A 25,542-nucleotide genomic window follows, 5' to 3' on the forward strand; every position below is an offset into this window, starting at 1 on the left:
ACTCACCCGCCAGCCCCGCCTGGCGGGGGCATGAGGCCCTCTCGCCCCTTCATTATCTTCACTTCGTCAGGCGCCGGCAGCGCCCCTGCGCTCTGTCATCCCGCCCAAACGAAAAMCCCGCCAAAAAAATCGGCGGGTTTGTCAGTGGTCTGAAGGCAGCGAATTCGCTGCCTTTTTTCATTGATGCGGTGCGTTTCCGGCTTCAGTCGCCGTAGCCGTGCTTCGCCAGCCAGTCCTTCATGAACTTGATCTCGACTTCCTGAGTCGCAATCACATCCTCGGCGAGCTTGCGCACTTCCGGATCCTTGCCGTGCTCGAGCACGATGCGCGCCATCGCCACCGCGCCCTGGTGATGCGGGATCATGCTGCGCATGAAGTCGACGTCGGCGTCGCCCGTCATCTCGACGTCCATCGCATCATGCATTTGGCGGTTGGCCTCGTTGTAGGCTTTGGCTGCGGGGCTTTCTTCCGCTGCACCATGGGCAGCATGGCCGCCGTGCGCCGAATGGTCATGGCTCTGCGCGTGTGCTGAATTCATCCCCACGCAGGCGGCGATCGATGCCGAGATCAGCAGTGTTTTCAGTTTCGTCATTTGCCGCTCTTCCGAGCAATGCCCCCGCTGTGGTTATTCGGTCGAAACGGTGAAGCCTGCTTCATCCAGCGCCGGCAGGAATGCCGAGCGCGGAAGCTCTGTCGACACCTCGACCTTCTTGGTGGCGAGATCCGCCTTCACCTGCGCCGTCGGGTCGACCCGCTGGATCGCCTTGCTGACGCCGCGCACGCAACCTTCACAGGTCATGTTCTCGATATTGAACTGCATGATGAACTCCAGGTTCCATAATTTGGGCGGAGCATGGACCTTCCAACCTTGGGAAGGTCAACCCACTTTCTGCCCCTTGACCTTCCAATGGTTGGAACCCCCATCTAAGGGTGGACGTTAGCCAACGAGCGAGACGACACCATGAACGCGCCGCTGCAATCTACCACTTCACAAGGCAAGGCTCTTTCGCTGCCGATCGAAGGCATGACGTGCGCGTCCTGCGTCGGTCGCGTCGAAAAGGCGCTGAAGGCCGTGCCGGGCGTGACTGCCGCCAACGTCAATCTGGCGACCGAACGCGCCGACATCACCTATTCTGCCCCCTTCGACTATGAAGCACTCGTCGCGGCGGTCGAAAACGCCGGCTACGACGTGCCGAAGTCCGACCGCTCAATCGAGCTGGCGGTTGAAGGCATGACCTGCGCGTCTTGTGTTGGCCGTGTCGAGAAGGCGCTGGCGAAGGTTCCCGGTGTCGAGGCAGCGACAGTGAACCTGGCCACCGAGCGCGCGGTCGTCACCGGTAATGCCGACCTGAAAGAGCTGATCGCGGCGGTCGAAAATGCAGGCTACGACGCCCGCCCCATCGATCGCAGCGGCGAGGACGAGGAGCGGCAGGCAGAACGCAAGGAAGCCGAGGCTTCCCTGCTGCGGCGCGACCTCGCCATCGCTCTTGCGCTCACCATCCCCGTCTTCGTCCTGGAGATGGGCTCGCACACCTTCGATTTCGTGCACGACCTCGTCATGCGCACGATCGGCATGCAGGCGAGCTGGTATCTGCAGTTCGTACTCACCACGATCGTGCTCGTCTTCCCCGGCCGCCGCTTCTACACCAAGGGCCTGCCGGCACTGGCGCGGCTCGCGCCCGACATGAACTCGCTGGTAGCCGTCGGCACCCTCGCCGCCTACGGTTTCTCGCTGGTGGCGACCTTCGCCCCTGCCCTGCTGCCCGCCGGCACCGTCAACGTCTACTACGAGGCGGCAGCCGTCATCGTGACGCTGGTGCTGCTCGGCCGCTTCCTTGAGGCGCGCGCGAAGGGGCGCACCTCGCAGGCGATCCGCCGGCTGGTTCGGCTTCGCCCGCGTACCGCGCGCGTGCTGCGGGACGGGAAGCTCATCGAGATCCACGCGGCGAATGTTGCCCCCGGCGACATCATCGACCTACACCCTGGCGAACAGGTGCCAGTCGATGGCGAAGTTGTCGAAGGCAGCAGCTTCATCGACGAGTCGATGATTTCCGGCGAGCCGGTACCGGTCGAAAAGCAGCCCGGCAGCCGCGTGACCGGCGGCACGATCAACCAGACCGGCGCGCTGACCTTCCGCGCCACCGCCGTCGGCGGCGACACTGTGCTCGCCCAGATCATCCGGCTGGTCGAGGAAGCGCAGGGTTCCAAGCTGCCGATCCAGGCGCTGGTCGACCAGGTGACGATGTGGTTCGTCCCCGCCGTCATGGCGGCAGCAACGCTCACCTTCATCACCTGGCTGTTGTTTGGCCCGCAGCCGGCGCTCACCTTCGCGCTCGTCAATGCCGTAGCCGTGCTTATCATCGCCTGTCCGTGCGCGATGGGGCTTGCCACGCCCACTTCGATCATGGTCGGCACCGGCCGCGCAGCCGAGATGGGCGTGCTTTTCCGCAAGGGCGAGGCGCTGCAGCAGCTGAAGGACGTCAGGATCATCGCCTTCGACAAGACCGGCACGCTGACTGAAGGCAAGCCGCGCCTGACCGACCTTGAACTCGCCGGTGGCTTGGACCGTGGCAAGGTTCTTGCCATGGTCGCGGCTGTCGAGAAGCGCTCCGAGCACCCGATCGCCCGCGCCATCGTCGAGGCGGCAGAAGCCGAGCAATTGGCGATCCCGGAGATTGCGCGGTTCGAGAGCGTCACCGGCTACGGCGTCCATGCCGAGATCGACGGCACCGCCATCAACGTCGGCGCCGACCGCTACATGGCAAAGCTTGGCGTAGACATCACCGCCTTCGCCTCGACCGCCCAACGGCTCGGCCAAGAGGGCAAGAGCCCGCTCTACGCCGCGATCGGCGGCAAGGCTGCGGCGATCATCGCCGTTGCCGACGAGGTCAAGGAGCAGACGCCTGCCGCCATCGCGGCGCTGCACCGCGCCGGCCTCAAGGTCGCGATGATCAGCGGCGACAACCGCCGCACCGCCGAGGCCATCGCCCGCCGCCTCGGCATCGACGAGGTCGTCGCCGAAGTGCTGCCCGCGGGCAAGGTCGACACCATCCGCCGCCTGCGCAGCGAACATGGCGCACTCGCGTTCGTCGGCGACGGTATCAACGATGCGCCCGCGCTTGCCGAAGCCGATGTCGGCATCGCCGTCGGCACCGGCACGGATGTAGCCATGGAGGCAGCTGACGTCGTCCTGATGTCCGGCCAGCTGACGGGCGTTGCCCGCGCGGTGGCGATCTCGCAGGCGACAATCGGCAACATCCGTCAGAACCTGTTCTGGGCGTTTGCCTACAACGTCGCACTCATCCCCGTCGCTGCAGGCATCCTCTACCCGGCAGCCGGCATCCTGCTTTCGCCGGCGCTCGCGGCGGGCGCGATGGCGCTCTCCAGCGTGTTCGTCGTCGGCAATGCGCTGCGGCTTCGAACCTTCAATCCGGAGGTATGAAATGAACATCGGCCAGGCAGCAAAGGCATCGGGCGTCAGCGCCAAGATGATCCGCTACTACGAGCAGACCGGCCTGATCCCTCCCGCGGAAAGGACCGCGTCAGGCTACCGCGACTATTCGCAGAACGACGTCCACGTGCTGCGCTTCATTCGCCGCGCTCGCGACCTCGGCTTCTCGGTTGCGGAAATTCAGGGACTGCTGGGGCTCTGGCGCGACCGCAATCGCAAGAGCGCCGACGTCAAGCGCATCGCGCTCGACCACATTTCGGAACTGCGAAAGCGGATCGCGGAGATGGCGCAGATGGCGGCGACGCTCGAACATCTGGCGTCCTGCTGCTCGGGCGACCACCGCCCCGACTGCCCGATCCTCGCGGATCTTGAAAGCCCGGAGGGGCTGTCGGCCTCGGCGCCGCGGATCTCCCACGGCGCCGTGCACGGATAGTTTTAGCGCTTGAGGGACGCGGCCTCGCGGGCGAGCGCCGCGATCTCATCCCACTTGCCGCCCTTGACCAGCGCATCCGGCGCGATCCACGAGCCGCCGACGCAGACGACATTCGGCAGCGACAGGTACTCGGCCGCGTTCTTCGCGCTGATGCCGCCGGTCGGACAAAAGCGGATGCCGGCGAGCGGCGACGACAGCGCCTTGAGGAAACCGGCACCACCGGCCTGTTCCGCGGGGAAGAATTTCAGCAGCGAGTAGCCAGCCTGGCGAGCAGCTATGATCTCGCTCGGCGTGATCGCGCCCGGCAGCAGCGGCACCTCGCTTGCTGCCGCCGCCTCGATGAGCTGCGGTGTCAGGCCCGGGCTGACGATGAACTTCGCCCCCGCCTCGGCGGCCTGCGCAAAATGGTCCGCATCAAGAATGGTGCCGGCACCGACAATCGCTTCCGGCACCTCTGTAGCGGCGCGGCGGATCGCTTCGATGGCAGCCGGCGTGCGCAGGGTGATTTCGATGGCCGGCAAGCCGCCCTTGGCCAGCGCGCGCGCCAGCGGCACGGCATCCTCGGCACGGTCAATTTTCAGGACCGGAATGACCGGCTGGCCTTCCATCACCTTGAGAAGCGGTTCGGTCTTCTGTGCACCCTTCATCGGTCCTGCTCCAGATCAAGTTTCAATCGATTAGGTACAGCGCGTGTACCAGAGCCGGGCCCATGCTGTCCATGAGCCCGGCGTTCACGTTAGGATCTGCGGCCGAACAGCGCCGCGAAAAAACGGATGGTGCTGTCGAACAGGTCGGCCGGCCCGCGCGTCCGCGCCGTCCGGGTTTCCGCGCCAGCATTGAGTCCGAGATCAAAGCTCACCTTCTGGTAGATGGCATAGGCCGCTGCGAGCTTGGTGTCGTAGCGGTTGCGACGATAGGCGGGTCCGTTGTAGCCGCGGGCGAAGGCGGCCCAGTCGTGCGCCCTGAGCGCCTCGGCCAGCCCCGCCTTCTCGATATAGCGCGCCATCAGGCGAAGCTGTCCGGCAAGGCCTTCACGCGCTTCCTCGACCAGAGCGTCGACGGAAGGATAGCCGAGCCAGGCCCAGTGCGCGCCCATCACTTGCCCGACGCCCCACGAAGTCGATTCATACGCGGCCTTGCGGTCGATTTCAGCTGCCTGCCGCAGCATCTGCCAGCGTGCGGCTTGTGAGGCAGGATTGCGGATGACGCCGGCCTGCGGTGCGGCGAGCCCTTGCTTCCGCGCCCCCTCGCGCCCGTCGCCCGCTAGCCTGCGGTCGAAATAGTGTCCCTCGAAGCGGATCAGCGGCTCGGGCCTGCCTTCGACCAGCGCCTGAATACGCCCGCCGGATTCCACCTCCACGACAGCCGCAAGTGCCGCCGGTTCGACCTTGAGCGTGCGCGCCACTTCCGCAATCGTCAGCCTCTTTGTTTCGTTCAGCATCGCCAGGAACCTCCCTAAGTGGAGGCCTCAGTTTCGATAACGTCCCGGAGAGGTGGATAAGTGCGTCACCGAAACAGCTTGAAACCCCGCATGTGGCGGATTAATCGCGGCCCATGGAAAACAATGGTCCTTTTCGCGTAGCCGCCCTTTACCGCTTCACCTCGCTACCGCAGTTCACGGAGCTGCGTGCCCCGCTTGCCGAGTTCTGCGAAGCGCGCGGCATCAAGGGAACGCTGCTGCTGGCCCACGAAGGCATCAACGGCACCGTCGCCGGCACCTACGAGGCGATTGCCGAGCTGATCGACTATCTCAGCGCCATCAAGGAGCTCGAAGGCCTCGAGCTGAAGTACTCCCACGCGACCGAGATGCCGTTCCACCGCATGAAGGTGCGCCTGAAGCGCGAGATCGTCACCATGGGCGTCGACACGATCGACCCACTGCGCGATGCCGGCACCTATGTCGAGCCGCGCGAGTGGAACAAGCTGATCTCTGATCCAGACACCATCGTCATCGACACGCGCAACACCTACGAGACGGCAATCGGCATCTTCAAAGGCGCAATCGATCCCGAGACGCAGACCTTCACCGAGTTCCCGCGCTGGGCGCAGAACCGGCACAACGAGCTCAAGGGCCGCAAGGTCGCCATGTACTGCACCGGCGGCATTCGCTGCGAGAAGGCGACCGCCTACATGCGCTCGATCGGCATCGAGGAGGTCTACCACCTCAAAGGCGGCATCCTGAAGTATCTCGAGGAAGTCCCGCCGGAAGAGAGCCTGTGGGAAGGCGAGTGCTTCGTCTTCGACGAGCGCGTCTCGGTGAAGCACGGCCTTGAGGAAGGCGATGCGGAGCTGTGCCGCGCCTGCCGCCATCCGCTCCTGCCGGAAGACCTCAAGTCGCCGTACTATGAGGAAGGTGTCTCCTGCCATCGTTGCTACGATACGCGCACGGAGGAAGACCGGGCGCGCTACCGTGAGCGTCACCGGCAGGTGCTGCTGGCGCAAAAGCGCGGCAAGGGTCCCCATATCGGCAGCTGACGCAACTTCGGCGAGCTTTCCCCCCGTCATTGCAATGCCACATCGGCCTGCCTACTTTCGGACAGGTCGCCCCCTGGTGCGGCCTGACGCAAAGCCGAACAAGGAGGCAAGCATGCTCGACCCGAAGAAGCTTCTGGACGAACTTCTCGGCACCGCCGTACCGGGAACCGGTGCGACCGTGCGCGACAATGCAGGCAAGGCCGTGCAGATGGCAAAGGACAATCCGCTTGCAACGGGCGCGCTGGCCGCGGTGCTTCTCGGCACGAGGACCGGCCGCCAGATGTCGGGTTCGGCACTGAAGCTGGGCGGCCTCGCCGCCATAGCGGGCCTCGCCTACAAAGCCTACCAGAACTATTCGAACGGGAAGCAGCCGGGCGAACAGCCGGCAGCCACCGAACCTGAGCTCCTGCCACCGCCCGAAGGCACCCCCTTCAGCCCGGAACAGGCGCCGCAGGGCGAGAACGAGTTTGCGCTGGTGATCGTCCGCGCCATGATCGCGGCCGCCAGAGCCGATGGCCATATCGACGCCGAGGAACGCGCGAAGATCGCCGACCGCCTTCACCTTTCCGGCATTGGCGACGAGGCCGAGGCATTCCTGATGTCCGAGCTTGAGAAGCCGCTCGACCTCGACGCGATCGTTGCCGCAGCCAAGACCGACGCGCAGAAGGTCGAGCTCTACACCGCGTCGCGAATTGCGATTGACCCGGATACACGTGCCGAGCGCGGTTATCTAGACCTGCTCGCGGGCAGGCTGTCGCTACCGGACGCACTTGTCGAGCATATCGAGGAGACGGTGTCGGCGGTGAAAACCGAAGCCGCCGCTCCTGCCAACTCCCCCTGGTAAGAAGTGCGAATTTTTCTGGAAGCGTTAACCTTTCGTTAACCGATCAGGTCCACCCTGATTCTCAGACGATTTCGCTCTCCTCCTCCCAGGCGTAGTCGAACTAGGGCGGTCAGCAGACCGCCCTCTCTTTGTGGCAAAGCCGCTTGTCTTCCCCATCGTCATCTGCAAAGCACAGTCAGTTGCACTGGGAGAAGCATACATGTCTGAAAGCAAAGTCGCCCTCGTCACCGGAGCTGGCTCCGGCATCGGCAAAGCCGTCGCAACGACGCTGGTTGCCGCTGGATGGAACACGGTTTTCACTGGCCGCCGCCTCGACCGCCTGGAGGAAGCGGCGAAGGCAGCTGAATCAGCAGGCACGGCAAAGGCCGTCGCGATTGCCTGCGACGTCACCAAGGCCGATCAGGTCGATGAGCTGTTCGCCAAGATCGAGCAGCAGTTCGGCCGTCTCGACCTCCTCTTCAACAACGCCGGCATGGGCGCCAAGGGCGCTATGATCGACGAAATTCCGGTAGAGGTCTGGAAAGAGGTCGTCGACGTCAATCTCACCGGCTCGTTCCTGTGCGCGCGCGGCGCCTTCCGCATGATGCGCAACCAGAAGCCGCAGGGCGGGCGCATCATCAACAATGGCTCGATCTCGGCCCATGCGCCGCGTCCGGGCACGATTCCCTACACCGCGACCAAGCACGCCATTACTGGCCTGACGAAGACGCTCGCCCTCGACGGCCGCCCGTTCGACATCGCCTGCGGTCAGATCGACATCGGCAACGCCCTCACCGAACTCGCCGCACCAATGGCCTCCGGCGTGCCGCAGGCTGACGGGTCGATGCGCGCCGAGGCGGTGATGGATGTCCAGCACGTCGCGAACGCAGTTCTGCACATGGCGAGCCTGCCGCTCGACGCCAACGTGCTGTTCATGACGGTCATGGCAACGAAGATGCCCTTCGTCGGCCGCGGCTGACGCGCCGCAAGATCGCCTTCTCCCCGGCAACCGGGGAGAAGGCTTTCAGTTTCCTTCCTACTTCTGCAGGAATGCGCCGATCCGTTCGATGGCGCGCAGGATGTTCTCTTCTGAGTTCGCGTAAGAGACGCGGATGTAGCCCTCGCCGAGCACCCCGAAGTCCGGGCCGCCGATCAGCGCAACGCCCGCCTCGTCCAGCAGCGCATTGGCCAGCTGCTTCGCCTTCCAGCCGGTGCCCTTGATGTTCGGGAACGCGTAGAACGCGCCCTTCGGCGTAATGCAGGACACGCCGGGCAGGCTGTTCAGTCCCTCAACCACGATCTTGCGGCGGTTGTCGAACGCCCGCATCATCTTCTCGACATCGTCCTGTGGACCGTCGATCGCGGCAATGCCGGCAAACTGCGCTGGCGCGTTCACGCACGACCAGCAGTTGACCGCAAGCTTGCGGATCTTGTCGTAGAGCTGGTCGGGCCAGATCGACCAGCCCATGCGCCAGCCGGTCATCGCCCACGTCTTCGACCATCCGTTGAGGACGATGAGCCGATCGCGCACCTCCGGGAATTGCAGCAGCGAGACGTGTTTTTCGCCGTCATAGGTCATGACGTCATAGATCTCGTCGGACATGATCGCGACATGCGGATGTGCCTCGAGGCCCTTCACAAGCTTCTCGATTTCCTCACGTGGGGTCACACCGCCCGTCGGGTTGGCGGGCGAGTTTAGGATCAAAAGCCGCGTCTGCGGCGTGATCAGCGACAGCGTCTCCTCCGCCGAGAAGGCAAACCCGTTCTCTTCGCGGATCGGCACCGGCACCGGCTTTGCGCCCGTGAATTCGATCATTGAGCGGTAGATCGGGAAGCCCGGATCTGGATAAAGGATTTCCGTACCCGGCTGGCCGAACATAAGGATCGCCGCGAACATGGTCGGCTTGCCGCCCGGCAGGATCATCACATTCTCCGGCGAAACCTCGACGCCGGTCGTGCTCAGCGTCCGCCGCACCACCGCCTCGCGGGTGGCGAGGAGGCCCGTCGCCGGCGTGTAGCCGTGATGGCCGTCCTTCAGCGCCTTGATCGCCGCCTCGACGATATGTTCGGGCGTGCGGAAATCGGGCTGGCCGATGCCGAGGTTGATGATGTCCTTGCCGGACTGTGCAAGGGCCGTCGCCCGTGCAAGCACTGCAAACGCGTTTTCCTCCCCGATCCGGTCAAAGGCGTCTATGGTTTGGAGCATACGGCCATCCTCCCTGGTTCTAGGCTCATCCTCGGGCTTTGTGATGTTAGGCCACCCTTTGTCAATCTCGGAACACCGGACGCATGACTATGAGCCTCGAACATTGGACGCCCCGTGAACGTCCCTCTGCGGAACCGATGGAAGGCCGCTATGTCCGCCTGGAGAAGCTGGACGCGGCGCGTCACGGCGACCACCTGTTCGAGGCATCTTCCGCCGGGGATGCCGATGCGCGCTTTCGCTGGCTGTTCGAGACTCCGCCAGCCTCGCGCGCAGAATTCCAGCCGTGGCTCGACAAGGCCGCGGCTTCCGCGGATCCCTTCTTCTTCGCGGTGATCGACAAGGCGTCGGGCAAGGTCGCCGGCCGCCAGGCCTTCATGCGCATCGATACGGCCCACGGCGTCATCGAGATTGGCTCGATCCTCTGGAACCCGCCGCTGGCACGGCAGCCTGGCGCCACCGAGGCACTCTACCTTTTTGCCCGACACGCCTTCGAGGATCTCGGCTATCGCCGCTTCGAGTGGAAGTGCAACAACGACAACGAACCGTCCAAGCGCGCAGCACTCCGCTTCGGCTTCACCTACGAAGGCACCTTCCGCCAGCACATGGTCGCAAAGGGCAAGAACCGCGACACGGCCTGGTTCTCTATGATCGACAGCGAGTGGCCAACGCTCCGCGCTGCGTTCGAGGAGTGGCTTGACCCGTCGAACTTCGATAGTGAGGGTCGGCAGAGGAAGCGGCTGGAGGAGATTCGCGCCGCTATTGGCTGACGCCGCCTGCGCTCCCGGCGAGGCAGCGCGGCACAAGGCGCGATGCCTCGGGAGGGAGAGATCAGAATGGCAGGAAGGCTCAAGGGCAAGATCGCAGTCGTCACCGCTGCGGGACAAGGGATCGGGCGCGCAATCGCGGAAGCCTTCGTCAAGGAAGGCGCGACCGTCTACGCCACCGACATTGACCGCGCCAAGCTTGAGGGCCTTGCCCGTGCAAAGAAGGCGAAGCTCGACGTGACCTCGACCCGGGCAGTTGACGCCTACGCCGCGAAGGTCGGCCAGATCGACATCCTCTGCAATGTCGCCGGCTGGGTGCATCACGGCTCGGTGCTGGAATGTACCGAGGACGACTGGGACCGTTCCTTCGACGTGAACGTCAAGAGCATGCACCGTATGATCAGGGCATTCCTGCCCGGCATGCTGGAGCGAGCCAAGGCGAACGGCACATCCGGCTCGATCATCAACCTTTCTTCCGGCGCCTCTTCGATCAAAGGTATCGCCAACCGCTACGCCTACGGCGCATCGAAGGCCGCGGTCATCGGCCTGACCAAGTCGGTCGCCATCGATTTCGTCCGGCAGGGCATCCGCTGCAACGCGATCTGCCCCGGCACCGTCCGCTCGCCCTCGTGGGAGGAGCGCGTTGAGGATCTCGGCAAGAGTGTCGGCGGCAAGGACAAAGCGATGGAAATGTTTATCGCCCGCCAGCCAATGGGCCGCGTCGGTGAGGCATGGGAAATCGCCGCCCTTGCGGTATATCTCGCCAGTGACGAATCCGCCTTTACCACAGGCACTGCAATTCCCGTTGACGGAGGTTTGAGCGCCTGATGGACGCCAGCACCAAGAAGAACGCAATCGCCGCCGCCCTCGTCATGGGCGCATTCTGCTTGCTCGCATTTTTCCTGCCGAACATCGTCCTGTGGCTCGGCGGCTACTCGCCATGGCTCGGCGGCGCGGCAGCTTTCCTGTTCGTGGTAGCGTTCTTCGGTGTGTTCTGGCTGCGGGGGCGCAGCCGCCGCGGGAAATAAAATCTGAATTGGGGGAGTGAACAGATGCGTGTCCTGGTAACGGGCGCGGCCGGTATGATCGGCCGCAAGCTGACCGCGCGACTACTAAGCGAGCGGAAGATCGGGGACAGGCCGATAACCGAACTCGACCTGCAGGATGTCGTGCCGTTCGACGCCCCTGACGGCAATGGCATCAAGATCGCAACGCATGTGAGTGACCTGGCGGCTCCCGGCAGCGCAAGGGCGCTTGCCGCGCGCAGGCCAGACGTGGTGTTTCATCTCGCCGGTATCGTCTCCGGCCAGGCGGAGGCAGAGTTCGAGCTCGGCTACCACGTCAATCTAGACGGCACACGCGCCCTTTACGAAGCGATCCGCGAGGCGGGCAACGCACCGCGGGTTGTCTACACCTCATCGATCGCCGTCTATGGCGGCCCCTTCCCCGACATCATCCCGGACGAGTTCCACACTTCGCCGCTGTCGTCCTACGGCGCGCAGAAGGTGATGGGCGAGGCCCTGCTGCAGGACTACACTCGACGCGGTTTCCTCGACGGCATCGGCCTGCGCCTTCCCGGCATCACCGTCCGTCCCGGCAAGCCGAACAAGGCCGCCTCCGGTTTCTTCTCGAGCATCATCCGCGAGCCGCTTGCCGGCCTCCCGGCAGTCCTGCCCGTCCCGCGCTCGGTCGTCTGCACCCACGCAAGCCCCCGCGCGGCGGTCGGCTTCCTGATGCACGCGGCATCCCTCGACAGCGCAGCTGTCGGGCCGCACCGCAATTTGCCGCTGCCCGGCGCAGCGGTCACCGTCGGTGATCAGATCGAGGCGCTGGCGCGTGTCGCAGGCAGCGACGCAGTCCGTCTCATCCGGGAGGAGCATGACGAGGCGATCTGGGCGATGGTGAAGAACTGGCCGACGCGCTTCGAGGCACGGCGCTCGCGGGAGCTTGGCTTCAAGGCCGAAGACAGCTTCGACGAGATCATCCGCGCCTATATCGAGGACGACCTCAACGGGTAGAAACGAAAAGCGCGCGGAAGCCGGAGCTCCGCGCGTCTGTCGTTGAAGTGGGACCCGGCCGGACTATGCCTCGGCCTTCGCCTGAGCCTGAGGAGCCGTCTTCGGCGCCTCGAACCTCGGCCGCAGCCGGTCGATCGTGCTGAAGACCACGTCGCGCAGGTCATCGCGCTGCAGCGAGAAGGCGATATTGGCCTCAAGAAACCCTTCCGGCGAGCCGCAGTCGTAGGTCTCGCCGCGGAAGTGATAGCCGAACAGCGTCTGCTCCTTGCCGAGCTTCAGCATCGCGTCGGTCAGCTGGATCTCGCCGCCTGCGCCGCGCTCCTGATTCTCGAGGATGCGGAAGATCTCCGGCTGCAGGATGTAGCGGCCGTTGATGTAGAGGTTCGACGGTGCAGTGCCGGGCTTGGGCTTCTCGACCATCGCCGTGATTTCGAAGCCGGTGTGGATCGACGCGCCCTTGGCCACGATGCCGTACTTATGCGTTTCGTCCGGCGAACATTCCTGCACGCCGATGACGTTGTTGCCGGTCTTCTGGAACAGTTCGACCATGCCCTTCATGCAGCTCTCTTCCGAGCGCATGATCATGTCGGGCAGGAGTAGAGCGAACGGCTCGTCGCCAACGAGGTCACGCGCACACCATACGGCATGGCCGAGACCCAGCGGCTCCTGCTGGCGCGTAAAGCTGGTCTGGCCCGGAGCCGGCTGCATCGACCGCATGCGCTCCAGCTGATCCAGCTTTCCGCGCTGCTCCAGCGTATCGTACAGCTCGAACTGGACGTCGAAGTGGTCCTCGATCACCGCCTTGTTGCGGCCCGTGACGAAGATGAAATGCTCAATGCCGGCTTCCCGGGCTTCGTCCACGACATACTGGATGACCGGACGATCGACGACGGTCAGCATTTCCTTCGGCGTCGCCTTGGTGGCAGGAAGGAAACGCGTACCGAGTCCAGCAACGGGGAATACGGCCTTACGGACTTTTCTCATCGACTTTGATTACCCAATAGTTGCGCCGCATCAGCGGTCCTAAGTGACATTTTCACGCCTGGATTGAAAATTATTGAATAGATGGGAACGGGGGGACCCCTCCAAAATAGGTAACGCGTCGGAGGAGCCTTCGGTTGCATTCGCTAGGTAAGCGTTAGGGTAAACACTTTCCTAACCTCGATGGCAGATGAATGGGCCAGCCAAGCGAAAAGGAGGCACGGATGATCTCTCGCATGATGGCAAGCCGCTTCGTCAACACCGGCCGCGCGCTGTGTCTCGCGCTGTCGCTGAGCTTGCCTGCAACTGCTGCAATTGCTGACGCACAGTTCCAGCGTTGGGTAGGCCAGTTCCGCGCCACGGCACTGAATAGCGGCGTTTCCCGCAACGTGTTTGATCGCGCATTTGCTGGCATCACCGCCCCCGACCCCGAAGTTTTGCGACTCGCGACGAGTCAGCCGGAATTCACCGCGCCCGTCTGGCAATATTTTGACAATCAGGTCAACGAGCAGTCGGTTACGACCGGACGCCACATGGCGAAGCAGCACCGCCGCACGCTCGACGCGATCGAAAAGCGCTTCGGCGTCGACCGCCACATCCTGCTCGGCATCTGGTCGATCGAGTCGCGCTATGGCGAGGCGCTGGGCAATCCGCGCGTGATGCGCAACATCGTCTCGTCGCTGGCCACCCTCGCCTACGCCGACAAGCGCCGGCAGAAATACGCCACGCAGCAGCTGATCGCCGCCCTGAAGATCGCCCAGAACGGTGACGTGTCGATCAACCAGCTCACCGGCTCGTGGGCAGGCGCTATGGGACACACCCAATTCATCCCGACCAGCTACCAGGCTTGGGCCGTCGATTTCGACGGCAACGGCCGGCGCGACATCTGGAACTCGATCCCGGACGCGCTTGCCTCGGCAGCGAACCTTCTGAAGGACAATGGCTGGCGATCGGGCCAGACCTGGGGCTACGAGGTTGTGCTCCCGGCCGGCCGAAAGTTCCCGTCCGGGCGCATGACGCTTGCGCAGTGGCAGGCGATTGGTGTCGTGCGCGCCAACGGCAAGCCCTTCCCGCGCCCGAACGATCAGGCCGAGCTGAAGGTCCTCGACGGCCGGGATGGCCCCGCCTTCCTGGTCCTGCACAACTTCAACGTTCTCAAGCGCTATAACAGCTCCGACCGCTATGCACTGGCCGTTGCGCTGCTCGCCGACCAGATCGCCGGCTATCCGGCACCGACCCGTGACTGGAACCGGCCGTTCACGCGCCTGACCTTCGCCGAGACGCAGGAGTTGCAGAAGCGGCTCTCCGCGCACGGCTATTACAATGGCGAGATCGACGGGCGCATCGGTTCAGGCTCGCGCGACGCAATCAAGGCGATCCAGGGACGGCTGGGCATGCCGCAGGACGGCCACCCGAGCAAGGAACTGTTGACGCGGCTCAGAGGTCAGTAGAACCTGACCGCAGATGATCGGAGTGACGGGGCCTCTGTGCCCCGTCAATCGTCAGGAAGGTTGGCATGAAACTGCCCGTCGCAACGCTGCTGCTTTCGGTGCGCCTCCTCTGCATTCTGCTGGCGCTGTGCGCTATTCCCGTGGGCGAGGTCTCGTTTGTCGGTGCTGCACATGCGCAGGAACAGCGCCAGGGCGTCGGCCTGCTGCGCTTCCTGTTCCAGCGGCGTGAGCCGCCGCACCAGGAACGCGTCGCCCCGCCGACGCGCCAGCGCCGCGCGGCCGAACCGGCGAAGCGGCGCTCGACGCCCGCCGCGCCTCCCCCGGAACCCGTCATCGAGAAGGCCGAGAACGCGAAGCGCGTGCTCGTCGTTGGAGACTTCGTCGCATCGGGTCTCGCCTCCGGATTGGAGGCCGCCTTCGCACAGAACAAGGACGTCGCCGTGGTCGACAAGACCAATGGCTCCTCAGGCCTCGTTCGCAGCGACCACTATGACTGGCCCGGCAACATCGCTTCGGTGATCGATGCGACTACCCCCGCTGCCGTGGTCGTTATGATCGGCGCCAATGACCGCCAGCAGATGGTGGTCGGCGGAACCCGCGTCGAACCGCGCACGGATGATTGGACGGCCGAATATGAGCGGCGCGTCACGGCACTCGCGAAGGCCGTGCGCGACAAGGGCCTGCCGCTCTTGTGGGTCGGCAACCTGCCCTACAAGTCCCCGTCGATGACTTCGGATATGGTCGTCTTCAACGACATCTACCGTCGCATCGTCACCGACGCGGGCGGCGAGTACATCGACGTCTGGGATGGCTTTGTCGACGAGGCCGGCAATTTTGCCGCCGCGGGCCCCGACATCAACGGTCAGCCGGCGCAGCTGCGCTCGAGCGACGGCATCAACGTTACCCGACAGGGCCGCCGCAAGATCGCCTATTATCTGGAAAAGCCACTGGGCCGCCTGTTCGGCCTTGGCGGCGCGCAGCCCGAACCCGGTGTACTGCAGCCGGAAGGCGTGCTGCCGCCGGCCGCCGAGGACGGTACGCCGGCAGTGATCGACCGCACGCCACCAATGCCGATCGAGGATCTGGCGACGGAAGGTTCGGAGCTGTTGGGAGCGAGTTTCAAGCCGGGCATCGATGAAGCGAAGAGCGATGCCGACCGGCTGAGGCTGGAAGGAATTGGGCCCGCCCCCCGGAAGGGACGGGCCGATGATTTCTCGCTGCCGGAGGCGGCCGCAACCTCGAAGGAAACGACCTCCGCGCTGCCGCAGGCGCGCTAGCGCGGCAGGACGGTCGCGCCCATCAGGTCCTTGTCGATCGCGTGCGCTGCCTGGCGGCCTTCACGGATCGCCCACACCACCAGGGACTGGCCGCGGCGCACGTCGCCGGCAACGTACAGCTTGTCGATGTTGGTGCGGTAGTCGAGATCGTTCGCCGCGACGTTGGTCGAACGACGCGCATCCACCGTCAGGTTCAGCTTGCCGTCAAGTTCCTGCACCACGCCGCTCTTGATCGGACCGGCGAAACCGATGGAGATAAAGGCCAGGTCCGCCTTGATGACGAACTCGGTGCCCTCGATCGGCTTGCGCTTCTCGTCGACCTGGCAGCACTTCACGCCGGTGAGGTTGCCCTCGTCGTCGCCGACGAACTCGAGCGTCGCGACCTGGAACTCGCGCTTTGCACCTTCGGCCTGCGAGGAAGAGGTGCGCATCTTCGTCGCCCAGTACGGCCAGACGGTCAGCTTGTCTTCCTTCTCCGGCGGCTGCGGACGGATGTCGAGCTGCGTCACGCGAACCGCGCCCTGGCGGAACGCGGTGCCGACGCAGTCGGACGCGGTGTCGCCACCGCCGACAACCACGACGTGCTTGCCACCGGCCAGGATCGGCGCGGACGGCCACGCGACCGACTGGATGTCCTCGTTGCCGACACGGCGGTTCTGCTGGACGAGATAGGGCATCGCGTCATGGACGCCCTTGAACTCGACGCCCGGAATGCCGGCCGGACGCGGTGTTTCGGAGCCGCCGCAGTAGAGCACGGCATCGTACTCGGCGAGCAGCTCCTCGACCTTCTTGTCGACGCCGACATTGACGCCGCAGAAGAACGTGACGCCTTCGCCTTCCATCTGGCGGACGCGGGCGTCGATGTACTTCTTCTCCATCTTGAAGTCGGGAATGCCGTAGCGGAGCAGACCGCCCGGGCGCGACTCGCGCTCGTAGACGTGTACGTCATGGCCAGCGCGGCCGAGCTGCTGGGCAGCGGCCATGCCGGACGGACCGGAGCCAATGATAGCGACCTTCTTGCCGGTCTTCTCGGCAGCCGGCTGCGGCGCAAGATAGCCGGTCTCGTAAGCCTTGTCGGCGATTGCCTGCTCGACCGTCTTGATCGCGACCGGAATATCCTCGAGGTTCAGCGTGCACGCTTCCTCGCACGGGGCGGGGCAAACGCGGCCGGTGAACTCCGGGAAGTTGTTGGTCGAGTGCAGGTTGCGGATCGCCGCATCCCAGTTGCCGTTGTAGATCAGATCGTTCCAGTCGGGGATCTGGTTGTGGACAGGGCAGCCGGTCGGCCCGTGACAGAACGGAATGCCGCAATCCATGCAGCGCGCCGCCTGCTTCTCCACTTCCTGGTCCGACATGGGGAGCGTGAACTCCCGGTAGTGCCGAATGCGATCGGACGCCGGCTGGTACTTCTGCACCTGCCGGTCAATTTCGAGAAAACCCGTAACCTTGCCCATCTTGATACCTTGGACCTTGCGTTCGACCCTGCGCTTTCGTGGCGGCAGTCGGTCGTGCGTAGTTGTCAACCAGTGGCGGGACCAGTTCTCGGCCCCGCCGCGAAGGGTCGCTCGTTCGCAACCCCGACAATCAGCGCGGACGCGCCCCAGGTTTCAGAGACGGCGGTACGCCCATCGTGAAGATCTGCCCGATCATGCTGCGGCCGCTCCCGAACGAAGACGCTCCATTTCCAGCAGGGCGCGGCGGTACTCGACCGGCATCACCTTGCGGAACATCGGACGGTACTTCGCCCAATCGTCGAGAATTGCCTTGGCGCGGGTCGAACCGGTGTAGTGGAAGTGGTTCGAGATCAGCTGGACAAGGCGCTCCTCGTCGTGGCGGGTCATGTCATCCGACACGTCGACGCGGCCCATGTGGGCGATGTCACCGCCGTGGTGGTGCAGCTTCTCGAGCATGTCGTCCTCTTCGGGAACCGGCTCGAGTTCGACCATCGCCATGTTGCAGCGCTGGGCGAAGTCACCTTCCTCGTCGAGCACATAGGCCACGCCACCGGACATGCCAGCCGCGAAGTTGCGACCGGTCTTGCCGATGACGACGACGATGCCGCCCGTCATGTACTCGCAGCCGTGGTCACCCACGCCTTCGACGACAGCGATCGCACCCGAGTTACGGACGGCAAAACGCTCGCCGGCAACGCCGCGGAAGTAGCACTCGCCCTCTGTCGCACCGTAGAGCACGGTGTTGCCGACGATGATGGACTCTTCCGGCACGATCCGGGTGTTCTCCGGCGGACGGACAACGATCCGGCCGCCCGAAAGACCCTTGCCGACATAGTCGTTGCCGTCGCCGATCAGCTCGAACGAGATGCCGCGTGCAAGGAACGCACCGAACGACTGGCCGGCGGTGCCTGTGAGACGCACCGAAATGGTGTCGTCACGCAGGCCCTTGTGGCCGAAGCGCTTGGCAACCTCGCCCGAGAGCATCGCACCGGTCGAACGGTCGACGTTGCGGATCGGCAGGTCGATCTCGACCTTCTGGCGCGCCGTGAGCGCCGGCTGAGCCAGCTCGATCAGCTTGCGGTCGAGCACGTCCTCGATCGGGTGCTCCTGGCGCTTGGTCCAGTAAGTCTCTTCCTTCGGCGCCTGCGGCTTGAAGAACAGGCGGCTGAAGTCGAGGCCCTGGGCCTTCCAGTGATCGATGACGGCCTGCTTCTCGAGAATCTGAGACTCGCCAATGATCTCGTTCAGCGAACGGTAGCCCATCTGCGCGAGCAGCTCGCGTACTTCCTCTGCAACGAAGAAGAAGTAGTTGATGACGTGCTCGGGCGTGCCCTTGAAGCGCTTGCGCAGGACCGGGTCCTGGGTCGCAACGCCGACCGGGCAGGTGTTCAGATGGCACTTGCGCATCATCAGGCAGCCGGCTGCGATCAGCGGAGCCGTCGAGAAGCCGAACTCGTCGGCACCCAGCAGCGCACCCACGATCACGTCGCGACCGGTACGAAGACCACCGTCGACCTGCAGCGCGACGCGCGAGCGCAGGCCGTTCAGGACCAGCGTCTGGTGCGTCTCGGCAAGGCCGATTTCCCACGGGCTGCCGGCATGCTTGAGCGAGGTAAGCGGCGAAGCCCCGGTACCGCCGTCATAGCCGGAGATCGTGATGTGATCGGCGCGCGCCTTGGCGACGCCAGCCGCAACCGTGCCGACACCCACCTCCGACACCAGCTTGACCGACACGTCGGCCTGCGGGTTGACGTTCTTCAGGTCGAAGATCAGCTGCGCCAGGTCTTCGATCGAGTAGATGTCGTGGTGCGGCGGCGGCGAAATCAGGCCGACGCCCGGAGTCGAATGACGGGTCTTGGCGATGGTCGCGTCGACCTTGTGACCCGGGAGCTGACCGCCTTCGCCGGGCTTCGCACCTTGCGCGACCTTGATCTGCATCATGTCCGAGTTGACGAGGTACTCGGTCGTCACGCCGAAGCGGCCCGATGCAACCTGCTTGATTGCCGAACGCTCCGGATTCGGAGAACCGTCCGGCAGCGGCAGATAGCGATCCGGCTCCTCGCCGCCCTCGCCCGTGTTCGACTTGCCGCCGAGGCGGTTCATCGCAATTGCGAGGGTCGTGTGTGCCTCGCGGCTGATCGAGCCGAACGACATCGCACCGGTCGAGAAGCGCTTGACGATCTCCGAGGCCGGCTCGACTTCCTCGAGCGGCACCGGCTTGCGTCCCTCTTCCTCGGCAAGCTTGATGTGGAACAGGCCACGGATCTGCTTGGCGCGGGCGTTCTCGCCGTTGATCTGGGTCGAGAACTCCTTGAACGTCGACCACGAGTTCTTGCGAACAGCATGCTGAAGGCTTGCCACCGCATCCGGCGTCCACATGTGGGCTTCGCCACGCATGCGGTACTGGTATTCGCCGCCAACCTCGAGTGCGTGCGACAGCACCGGATCGTTGCCGAACGCGTCGCGATGACGGCGCACAGTCTCAGCCGCGAGGTGCTCGAGGCCAACGCCTTCAATCGTGGTGGCAGTGCCGGTGAAGAACTTGTCGACGAACTCCTTGGATAGGCCAACCGCATCGAAGATCTGCGCACCGCAATAGGACTGGTAGGTCGAGATGCCCATCTTGGACATGACCTTCAGGATGCCCTTGCCGATCGCCTTGATGTAGCGGGTGACGACTTCCTCAGCCTCGACTTCCGGCGGGAACTGGCCCTTCGCGTGCATGTCGAGCAGCGTGTCGAATGCAAGGTACGGGTTGATCGCCTCGGCGCCGAAGCCGGCCAGGCAGCAGAAGTGGTGCACTTCACGCGGCTCGCCCGACTCGACCACCAGGCCGACCGACGTGCGCAGACCCTTGCGGATCAGGTGATGGTGCACCGCAGCCGTCGCCAGCAGCGTCGGAATGTCGATGCGGTCCGGTCCGATCTGACGGTCGGACAGGATGATGATGTTGTAGCCACCGGCCACCGCGGCTTCCGCGCGCTCGCACAGACGCTCGATCGCCGCCGGCATGCCTTCGGCACCTTCGGTTGCCGAGTAGGTGATGTCGATCGTCTTGGTGTCGAAGCGGTCTTCGGTGTGGCCGATCGAACGGATCTTCTCGAGGTCGGCGTTCGTCAGGATCGGCTGGCGAACTTCCAGACGCTTGCGGCGCGACGTGCCGACAAGGTCGAAGATGTTCGGGCGCGGTCCGATGAACGAGACCAGGCTCATCACCAGCTCCTCGCGGATCGGGTCGATCGGCGGGTTGGTGACCTGTGCGAAGTTCTGCTTGAAGTAGTCGTAGAGCAGCTTCGGCTTGTCCGACATCGCCGCGATCGGCGTATCGGTGCCCATCGAGCCCACGGCTTCCTGTGCGGTCGTCGCCATCGGCGACATCAGGAACTTCAGGTCTTCCTGCGTGTAGCCGAATGCCTGCTGGCGATCGAGGAGCGAGACGTCCTTGCGCAGCTCGCGCGGTGCTACCGGCTTCAGTTCCTCCAGGATGAGCTGGGTATTCTTCAGCCACTGCGCGTAGGGGTGCTTGCCCGCGATCTCCGACTTGATCTCGTCATCGGAGATGATGCGGCCCTGCTCAAGGTCAATGAGCAGCATGCGGCCGGGCTGCAGGCGCCACTTCTTGACGATCTTCTCTTCCGGAACGGTGAAGGCACCGGCTTCCGACGCCATGATGACGCGGTCATCGTCGGTGACGACATAGCGGGCCGGACGCAGGCCGTTGCGGTCGAGCGTCGCGCCGATCTGCTTGCCGTCCGTGAAGGCAACGGCAGCCGGACCGTCCCACGGCTCCATCAGTGCCGCATGATACTCGTAGAACGCCTTGCGATCGGCAGACATGGTCTTATTGCCGGCCCAGGCCTCCGGGATCAGCATCATCATCGCGTGCGCCAGCGAGTAGCCGCCCTGGTATAGGAACTCCAGCGCGTTGTCGAAGCACGCGGTGTCCGACTGCCCCTCGTAGGAGATCGGCCACAGCTTCGAGATATCGTTGCCGAACAGCTCGGAGTCGACGGAAGCCTGGCGCGCAGCCATCCAGTTGACGTTGCCGCGCAGCGTGTTGATCTCGCCATTATGCGCAACCATGCGGTACGGGTGCGCCAGCTTCCACGACGGGAAGGTGTTGGTCGAGAAGCGCTGGTGGACGAGGATCAGCGCGCTCTCAAAGCGCGGGTCCGACAGGTCCTTGTAGTAGGCGCCGACCTGGTAGGCGAGGAACATGCCCTTGTAGACGATCGTGCGCGAGGACAGCGAGACCGTGTAGGCACCTTCGTCGCGCTCGCCAGCCTCGGCAAACAGACGTGCCGAGATGACCTTGCGCAGGATGAAAAGACGACGCTCGAACTCTTCCTGAGTTGCAACGCTCGCGCCGCGTTCGATGAACACCTGACGGTGCACCGGCTCGCTGGCTGCGATGTCAGGCGCTTTGGAGAGCGACGAGTTGTCGACCGGGACGTCACGGAAGCCGAGCAGCGTCTGGCCTTCCTGAGCGACGACCTCGGCAATGATCTCTTCAACGCGAGCGCGCGCAGCATCGTCGCGCGGCATGAAAATATGGCCGATGGCATAATAGCCAACTTCCGGCAGGGTGACGCCCTGCTTGGCCATTTCCTCGCGGAAGAAGCGATCTGGAATCTGGACGAGTACGCCGGCACCGTCACCCATAAGGGGGTCCGCGCCAACTGCGCCTCGATGAGTCAGGTTCTCGAGCATTGCAAGCCCGTCCCTGACGATCTGGTGCGATTTCGCACCTTTCATATTGGCTATGAATCCGACGCCGCAGGCATCATGTTCTTTTTTGGAGTTGTAGAGGCCGCGCAGCTCAGCTTCCGTTTTGGTAGCCGCCTTCGTCTGCGCGGCTTCCACTCGTGCGGGCGTCACATATGGCATGGTCTGCGTCATGGACCTCTTTACTCCCTATAGATCCCCGTTGTTGGGGTATTCGTCTTTCCGGTTAGCGCAACGCGGCTAGTTCGGCATGGTCGCCGGGTATCTCTCGCGACGAGGCTCGCGAACCCTCACCGGCCATCATACGCGATACCGGCGTGTCGCGGCATGCTAAATAAGACAGCAGTGCTGTCCTAAATTCCCTATGCCATAAGCAGTTTACCCGCACAAGACGGAAACGTAGCAAATCACGGTAGTTTGCGTAACTTTGTTGCACAGGGCGACCACAACCCGCACTTTTCTGTTCGCGCTTGCGGCGTAGAACCGCCTCCGTCACAGTCCCGGCGGATTCGAGAACCTGGAAAACCAGAAATGTTTTTTGCATCAGACAATTGGGCGGGTGCCCACCCCGCGATTTCGGAGAACCTGAGCCGTCATGCAGGCGGTTTTACGAGCGCCTACGGCACCAGTGAACTCGACAAGGCGGTAGAAAAAACCTTCTGCGAGATCTTCGAACGCGAGGTCGCGGTCTTTTTTGTCGCAACCGGCACCGCGGCCAATTCGCTTTCGGCAGCCGCTTTCGCACGCCCCGGCGGCATCATGCTCGCCTACCGCGATGCCCACATGATCACCGACGAAGGCGGCGCACCCGAATTCCTGACCGGCGGCGTGCGTATGGCTGGCGTCGATGGGCCCGACGGAAAGATCGATCCCGACGCGCTTGCAGCCGCAATCCGCCGCTACTCGCCAGGCTCGGTTCACAGCGGCCAGGTGGCCGGCATCTCCGTCACCCAGGCGACCGAAATCGGCACCGTATATTCGCTGGCCGAGCTCGATGCGATCGGCGCGATCGCGCGCGAGAACAAACTCCCGGTCCACATGGACGGCGCCCGATTCGCGAATGCGCTGGTCTCGCTTGGAACCACCCCCGCCGAGATGACCTGGAAGCGCGGCATCGACGTCGTCTCCTTCGGCGGCACCAAGAACGGCTGCTGGTGCGCCGAGGCTGTCGTCTTCATGAATCCGGAGCAGGTTCGCGACTTCCCCTATATCCGCAAGCGCTCCGCGCAGCTCTTCTCCAAGTCGCGCTTCATCGCCGCGCAGTTCGAGGCTTACCTGAAGGACGGCGTCTGGCTCGACAGCGCCCGTCATGCGAATGCGACGGCTAAGCGTCTGGCAGATCGCATCGCCAGCTCGAAAAACGCGCGGCTTGGCTGGAGCGTCGATGCCAACGAGCTGTTCCCCATCATCCGCAACGAGACGGTGAAGAAACTGCAGGAAGCCGGCGCCGCCTTCTATCCCTGGCCGACACCGGCTCACCTCTCGGCCCAGGTTGGACCCGACGAGTCGCTGGCACGCCTCGTCACCAGCTTCGCGACCACCGAGGAAGAGATCGACCGTTTCGCCGACCTGCTCGGCTGACAAACGAAGGCGGCGCCCGATGGGCGCCGCCAGTGCTTTCCCTCAAGTCCTGAGGCAGCGGATTAGGCCGCTTTCGCCTCGATCTGACGGGTAGTCGCCGGTGCGGCAGCAATCGGGATGCGGCGCGGCTTCATCTCCTCGGGGATGTTGCGCTTGAGGTCGATGTGCAGCAGGCCGTTCTTGAGCTCGGCGCCGATCACCTCCACGTGGTCGGCAAGCTGGAAGCGACGCTCAAAGGCGCGCGAAGCGATGCCGCGATGGAGATATTCGGCCTTTTCGTTCTGCTCCTCGGTCTTCTCGCCCTTCACCGTCAGCACGTTGCGGTGGGCCTCGATCGACAGATCATCCTCCGAGAAGCCGGCAACGGCCATGGAGATGCGATAGGCATCTTCGGCAGTGCGCTCGATGTTGTAGGGCGGATAGCTCTGGCCGCTATCGGGCTGACCAAGGGAATCGAGCATCGTGAAGAGGCGATCAAACCCGACGGTCGAGCGGTACAGCGGCGAAAAATCAACGTGACGCATGGTTCTGTTCTCCTGTTGAGCAACAAGTTTCGCGTTTGGCGGGCTGGAATCCATTTGAGGCACTTCCGGTTGGCCAGCGGCCCCGTCATCGGCGACCGCACCCAACATTTGGGAACCGCAAAACGGCCTTTCAAGACCCCGCAAAGGCTTGATGAACGGCGGATGAACCGCTGCTTCGGACAGCGTTCAGGAAGGCCGATGTAACCTTTACCCAGCATCGAACAAGCGGCCTCCTCCCCCTCCCCCCAGGGGCCGCCTACGAGGCGGGCCGGATGCATCGTCCCTTCCATCCGGTTCGCGAGAAGGCCGGAAGTTGCGAAAGCTCTTCCGGCCTCCCCCCGCCTCTCGGGCGGCAAAGAAATCCCTTTGCAATTCGCGGTGCCGCTTCCTATCACGAAGCATGCAATTCTCGCGCGGGACGGAAACGCACGCCATGGACGGAAGCCTGTTCGAGACGCCGGACAATCCTGTGCCCGGCGGGGCGGTCAGCGGCATGCTGACCATGCCGGACGGCAAGCGCATCCGCTATGCTCGCTTTCCCGCGACGGGCCGGCCGTTGCTCGGCACCGTCGTCATCGTTCCCGGTCGCAACGACTTCATCGAGAAATATTTCGAGACGATCCGCGACCTTGGCGCGCGCGGCTTCGGCGCGGCCATCTTCGATCTGCGCGGCCAGGGCGGTTCCGACCGCCTGCTGCACGATCCCAACCGAGGTTTCATCGCCGACTTCCAGGACTATGCCAACGACCTCGGGCCGTTCTTCGACGATGTCGTTCTGCCTGATTGCCGCGGTCCCTACTATCTGCTGGCGCATTCGACCGGCGCGCTGGTGTCGCTGCTCGCCACCCGGCACCTCTACAACCGTGTCGAACGGATGGTGCTGCTGGCGCCGCTGCTCGGCTTTCCCGGCCAGTCCTACACCATGCGCAAAGCCGCGCCGATCTCGAGCTTCCTGCACGCAATCGGCCTTGGTTCAATGTACGTGCACGGCGGCAAGCCCAACGGCGTGCCCCCCTTTGCAGGCAACCCGCTCACCAGCGATCCACAGCGCTACAAACGCAATGCCGAGATTGCCACCACCCACCCGGCGCTATGCATCGGCGGCGTGACGGCGACATGGGTGCGCGCGGCAGGCGAAGCCATCACCCGCGTCAATGATCCGGAATTCCTGGCGCGCATCCGCATCCCGATGCTGCTCGTAGGCGCAGGCGACGACACCGTCGTCAGCACCCCTGCCATCGAGGAATACGCTCGCAAGCTGCGCACCGGTTCGCTGGTGGTGGTCGACGGTGCGCGGCACGAGCTGCTGCAGGAAGCCGACGTCTTCCGCGAGCAGGTGCTCGCCGCCTTCGACGCCTTCATCCCTGGCAGCGAATGAT

22 protein-coding genes are annotated in these 25,542 nt (G+C 64.1%); 13 read left to right on the forward strand and 9 right to left on the reverse strand.

All coding sequences use genetic code 11. The features are described from left to right. Nucleotides 1–202 precede the first annotated feature (202 nt). Together L610_RS12965 and L610_RS12970 are read right to left on the reverse strand one after the other, a co-directional pair. Entirely contained in the window at nucleotides 203–592 is a 390-nt protein-coding gene (locus L610_RS12965) for a DUF305 domain-containing protein (RefSeq protein ID WP_034329525.1), read from the reverse strand. Nucleotides 593–625: 33 nt separating this feature from the next. After that, entirely contained in the window at nucleotides 626–820 is a 195-nt protein-coding gene (locus L610_RS12970) for a heavy-metal-associated domain-containing protein (protein ID WP_024847394.1), read from the reverse strand. Between the two features lie 141 nt (nucleotides 821–961). Between L610_RS12970 and L610_RS12975 the strand changes: the two genes are divergently transcribed. Together L610_RS12975 and cueR are read left to right on the forward strand one after the other, a co-directional pair. Next, complete coding sequence (locus tag L610_RS12975) at nucleotides 962–3,442, forward strand: heavy metal translocating P-type ATPase (protein ID WP_024847395.1); 2,481 nt, start codon at nucleotides 962–964, stop codon at nucleotides 3,440–3,442. A 1-nt stretch (nucleotide 3,443) separates the two neighbouring features. Next, the gene (gene cueR / locus L610_RS12980; RefSeq protein WP_144705556.1) at nucleotides 3,444–3,884 is read left to right on the forward strand and encodes a Cu(I)-responsive transcriptional regulator; all 441 of its coding nucleotides are present in this window, start codon (nucleotides 3,444–3,446) and stop codon (nucleotides 3,882–3,884) included. Nucleotides 3,885–3,886: 2 nt separating this feature from the next. Here the strand turns inward: cueR and L610_RS12985 are convergent, their stop codons facing one another. Next, nucleotides 3,887–4,531: a 2-dehydro-3-deoxy-phosphogluconate aldolase gene (locus tag L610_RS12985; protein WP_144705558.1), complete on the reverse strand. Its 645-nt coding sequence runs from the start codon at nucleotides 4,529–4,531 to the stop codon at nucleotides 3,887–3,889. Nucleotides 4,532–4,620: 89 nt separating this feature from the next. Then, nucleotides 4,621–5,325 (reverse strand): N-acetylmuramidase family protein, encoded by a 705-nt coding sequence (locus L610_RS12990; protein ID WP_144705560.1) that lies wholly within the window; start codon nucleotides 5,323–5,325, stop codon nucleotides 4,621–4,623. Nucleotides 5,326–5,438: 113 nt separating this feature from the next. Here L610_RS12990 and L610_RS12995 point away from each other — a divergent pair, with 113 nt between their 5' ends. From L610_RS12995 to L610_RS13005, 3 genes are all read left to right on the forward strand, one after another. Continuing rightward, entirely contained in the window at nucleotides 5,439–6,359 is a 921-nt protein-coding gene (locus tag L610_RS12995; RefSeq protein WP_024847399.1) for a rhodanese-related sulfurtransferase, read from the forward strand. 112 nt (nucleotides 6,360–6,471) lie between these two features. Next, a complete protein-coding gene (locus L610_RS13000) occupies nucleotides 6,472–7,203 on the forward strand; it encodes a tellurite resistance TerB family protein (RefSeq protein WP_024847400.1) in 732 nt (243 codons plus the stop codon). A gap of 199 nt (nucleotides 7,204–7,402) precedes the next feature. Next, a complete protein-coding gene (locus L610_RS13005) occupies nucleotides 7,403–8,161 on the forward strand; it encodes an SDR family oxidoreductase (protein ID WP_144705562.1) in 759 nt (252 codons plus the stop codon). 57 nt (nucleotides 8,162–8,218) lie between these two features. Here the strand turns inward: L610_RS13005 and L610_RS13010 are convergent, their stop codons facing one another. Further along, nucleotides 8,219–9,388 (reverse strand): pyridoxal phosphate-dependent aminotransferase, encoded by a 1,170-nt coding sequence (locus L610_RS13010; RefSeq protein ID WP_024847402.1) that lies wholly within the window; start codon nucleotides 9,386–9,388, stop codon nucleotides 8,219–8,221. Between the two features lie 83 nt (nucleotides 9,389–9,471). On the opposite strand from L610_RS13010, the gene L610_RS13015 reads away from it, so the two are divergent. The 4 genes from L610_RS13015 to denD all read left to right on the forward strand — a co-directional run bounded on the left by L610_RS13015 (nucleotide 9,472) and on the right by denD (nucleotide 12,170). Beyond that, nucleotides 9,472–10,155, forward strand: coding sequence for a GNAT family N-acetyltransferase (locus L610_RS13015; RefSeq protein WP_144705564.1), 684 nt, complete (start codon nucleotides 9,472–9,474; stop codon nucleotides 10,153–10,155). A 66-nt stretch (nucleotides 10,156–10,221) separates the two neighbouring features. Next, complete coding sequence (locus L610_RS13020) at nucleotides 10,222–10,980, forward strand: SDR family oxidoreductase (RefSeq protein WP_024847404.1); 759 nt, start codon at nucleotides 10,222–10,224, stop codon at nucleotides 10,978–10,980. Further along, nucleotides 10,980–11,180, forward strand: a complete 201-nt coding sequence (locus L610_RS13025) for a hypothetical protein (RefSeq protein WP_034329530.1) — start codon at nucleotides 10,980–10,982, stop codon at nucleotides 11,178–11,180. The genes L610_RS13020 and L610_RS13025 overlap by 1 nt, the downstream gene beginning before the upstream one ends. A gap of 24 nt (nucleotides 11,181–11,204) precedes the next feature. Beyond that, entirely contained in the window at nucleotides 11,205–12,170 is a 966-nt protein-coding gene (gene denD / locus L610_RS13030; protein WP_024847521.1) for a D-erythronate dehydrogenase, read from the forward strand. A gap of 63 nt (nucleotides 12,171–12,233) precedes the next feature. On the opposite strand, the gene galU is transcribed toward denD, so the two are convergent. Further along, the gene (galU, locus tag L610_RS13035; RefSeq protein ID WP_024847405.1) at nucleotides 12,234–13,154 is read right to left on the reverse strand and encodes a UTP--glucose-1-phosphate uridylyltransferase GalU; all 921 of its coding nucleotides are present in this window, start codon (nucleotides 13,152–13,154) and stop codon (nucleotides 12,234–12,236) included. Between the two features lie 221 nt (nucleotides 13,155–13,375). Between galU and L610_RS13040 the strand changes: the two genes are divergently transcribed. Beyond that, nucleotides 13,376–14,602: a lytic murein transglycosylase gene (locus L610_RS13040; protein ID WP_186441473.1), complete on the forward strand. Its 1,227-nt coding sequence runs from the start codon at nucleotides 13,376–13,378 to the stop codon at nucleotides 14,600–14,602. 65 nt (nucleotides 14,603–14,667) lie between these two features. Then, nucleotides 14,668–15,879 carry a DUF459 domain-containing protein gene (locus tag L610_RS13045; RefSeq protein ID WP_144705568.1) on the forward strand — a complete coding sequence of 404 codons (1,212 nt, stop codon included), beginning with the start codon at nucleotides 14,668–14,670 and terminating at the stop codon, nucleotides 15,877–15,879. On the opposite strand, the gene L610_RS13050 is transcribed toward L610_RS13045, so the two are convergent. Then, on the reverse strand, nucleotides 15,876–17,333 hold the full coding sequence (locus L610_RS13050; RefSeq protein ID WP_144705570.1) for a glutamate synthase subunit beta: 1,458 nt from the start codon (nucleotides 17,331–17,333) through the stop codon (nucleotides 15,876–15,878). The two genes, L610_RS13045 and L610_RS13050, sit on opposite strands and share 4 nt — an antisense overlap. A 192-nt stretch (nucleotides 17,334–17,525) precedes the next feature. Then, a complete protein-coding gene (gltB, locus tag L610_RS13055) occupies nucleotides 17,526–22,232 on the reverse strand; it encodes a glutamate synthase large subunit (protein WP_144705572.1) in 4,707 nt (1,568 codons plus the stop codon). A 357-nt stretch (nucleotides 22,233–22,589) separates the two neighbouring features. Between gltB and L610_RS13060 the strand changes: the two genes are divergently transcribed. Continuing rightward, on the forward strand, nucleotides 22,590–23,639 hold the full coding sequence (locus tag L610_RS13060; RefSeq protein ID WP_024847410.1) for a low specificity L-threonine aldolase: 1,050 nt from the start codon (nucleotides 22,590–22,592) through the stop codon (nucleotides 23,637–23,639). A 62-nt stretch (nucleotides 23,640–23,701) separates the two neighbouring features. Here the strand turns inward: L610_RS13060 and L610_RS13065 are convergent, their stop codons facing one another. Then, on the reverse strand, nucleotides 23,702–24,163 hold the full coding sequence (locus L610_RS13065) for an Hsp20 family protein (protein WP_024847411.1): 462 nt from the start codon (nucleotides 24,161–24,163) through the stop codon (nucleotides 23,702–23,704). 433 nt (nucleotides 24,164–24,596) lie between these two features. Here L610_RS13065 and L610_RS13070 point away from each other — a divergent pair, with 433 nt between their 5' ends. Continuing rightward, nucleotides 24,597–25,541, forward strand: a complete 945-nt coding sequence (locus L610_RS13070) for an alpha/beta fold hydrolase (RefSeq protein ID WP_034329533.1) — start codon at nucleotides 24,597–24,599, stop codon at nucleotides 25,539–25,541. Nucleotide 25,542 lies beyond the last annotated feature (1 nt).

It is taken from the genome of Aminobacter sp. J44 (genome assembly GCF_007829415.1).
Classification (GTDB): Bacteria; Pseudomonadota; Alphaproteobacteria; order Rhizobiales; family Rhizobiaceae; genus Aerobium.